Here is a 1,509-nt window from a genome sequence, read left to right as displayed (position 1 = left end):
TCGACGACGACATTCCGTTCTGATCCCAACCGGACCTGACCTTTTTGAGGGCAGGCGTGCCGGATAATTCAGGCGCCTGCCGTGCCCGCGGGAATATGCATCACCGTGGTCACCCCGTCGATCACGAACTGCACGGCCAGCGCCGTCAGCATCATGCCGAGAATGCGGGTGAGAATGTTACGGCCGGTTTCACCGAGAAGCCGGTCGATCAGGCCGGCGGCGAGCATTGCCAGCAGCACGACCAGCGATGCGACGAAGATCACCAGAACGAGCGCCAGCTTGTCCAGCACCGTTTCCATTTTGGAGCCGAGCAGGATCGTCGCGGAGATCGCGCCGGGGCCTGCGATCAGCGGCATGGCCAGCGGGAAAGCGGCGAGATTGGCCATGCCATCCTTCGTGATGGCGGTTTCGGTGGTCCTCTCCTTTCTCTCGACGCGTTTTTCGAAGATCATTTCCACGCCGATCCAGAATAGAAGAATGCCACCGGCGATACGGAACGCGCTCATGGAGATACCGAGCGCGTTGAGGATGTCATCGCCCAGCAGGGCAAAGGCCAGGAGCAGAAAGAACGAAATCAGGCTGCCCCGGATCGCCACCTTGCGGCGCTGCGCCTGGGTCATGCCCACGGTCAGCGCCAGGAAGATCGGCACCATGCCGGGCGGGTCCATGGTCACCATCAAGGTGGTGAAGCCGTTTATCAGCGTCGCCAGTTCATTCATCGCCCGTTCCCCAGCCGTTTTTGCGTTTCCAGAGAGCATGGCGCCGCGTTAAACCGGAAGTGGCATTCGCAGCGCTCTTGTGAGCTTGCCACAGGATCACCACCTGACACGAATAAAATCGCGTAATTCGGCCTCTGTCCACTGTCAGGAGGCTTGAGAAATTGGCGTCAGCCATCGGATTCGGCTATAAAAAACCAGATGATTCTAGCTTGAGATCGTGATTCACATTGACTGATCAAACGACACCTTCGGGCGGAGGTCTTCCGCCGGGCATCGAGCCCATCTCCATCATGGAGGAAATGCAGCGTTCCTATCTCGATTACGCGATGAGCGTGATCGTCAGCCGCGCGCTGCCGGATGTTCGTGACGGCCTGAAGCCGGTGCACCGCCGTATCCTCTACGGCATGTCCGAAATGGGCGTGGACTGGAACAAGAAATACGTCAAATGCGCCCGCGTCACCGGCGATGTCATGGGTAAATATCACCCTCATGGCAATGCCGCGATCTATGATGCGCTGGCGCGTATGGCACAGCACTGGTCGCTGCGCCTGCCGCTGATCGACGGGCAGGGCAATTTCGGCTCCGTTGACGGCGACCCTCCCGCGGCCGAGCGCTACACTGAATGCCGCCTGCAAAAGGTGGCCCATACGCTGCTCGACGATCTCGACAAGGACACCGTCGATTTCCGCGAGAACTATGACGGCACGCTGTCGGAGCCGGTGGTGCTGCCGGCCAAGTTCCCGAACCTTCTCGTCAATGGCGCGGGCGGCATCGCCGTCGGCATGGCCAC

2 protein-coding genes are annotated in these 1,509 nt (G+C 60.2%); one reads left to right on the top strand and one right to left on the bottom strand.

The window, feature by feature from the left end; genetic code table 11:
- Positions 1-68: 68 nt before the first annotated feature.
- Positions 69-719, bottom strand: a complete 651-nt coding sequence (locus B4E36_RS07310; RefSeq protein WP_292059750.1) for a MarC family protein — start codon at positions 717-719, stop codon at positions 69-71.
- A 227-nt stretch (positions 720-946) separates the two neighbouring features.
- Between B4E36_RS07310 and B4E36_RS07305 the strand changes: the two genes are divergently transcribed.
- Positions 947-1,509 (top strand): DNA gyrase subunit A (locus B4E36_RS07305; RefSeq protein WP_345900180.1); only part of this gene is annotated, 563 nt, incomplete at its 3' end.

The organism is Martelella sp. UBA3392, assembly GCF_002358775.1.
GTDB lineage: Bacteria > Pseudomonadota > Alphaproteobacteria > Rhizobiales > Rhizobiaceae > Martelella > Martelella mediterranea.
Note: the sequence above shows the minus strand (reverse complement) of the source record. Positions and strands in the feature narration are given on the sequence as shown.

Bases quoted from the DNA above. Each gene is read 5' to 3' on its own strand.
- B4E36_RS07310 (WP_292059750.1), bottom strand. From the start codon at position 719: ATGAATGAACTGGCGACGCTGATAAACGGCTTCACCACCTTGATGGTG.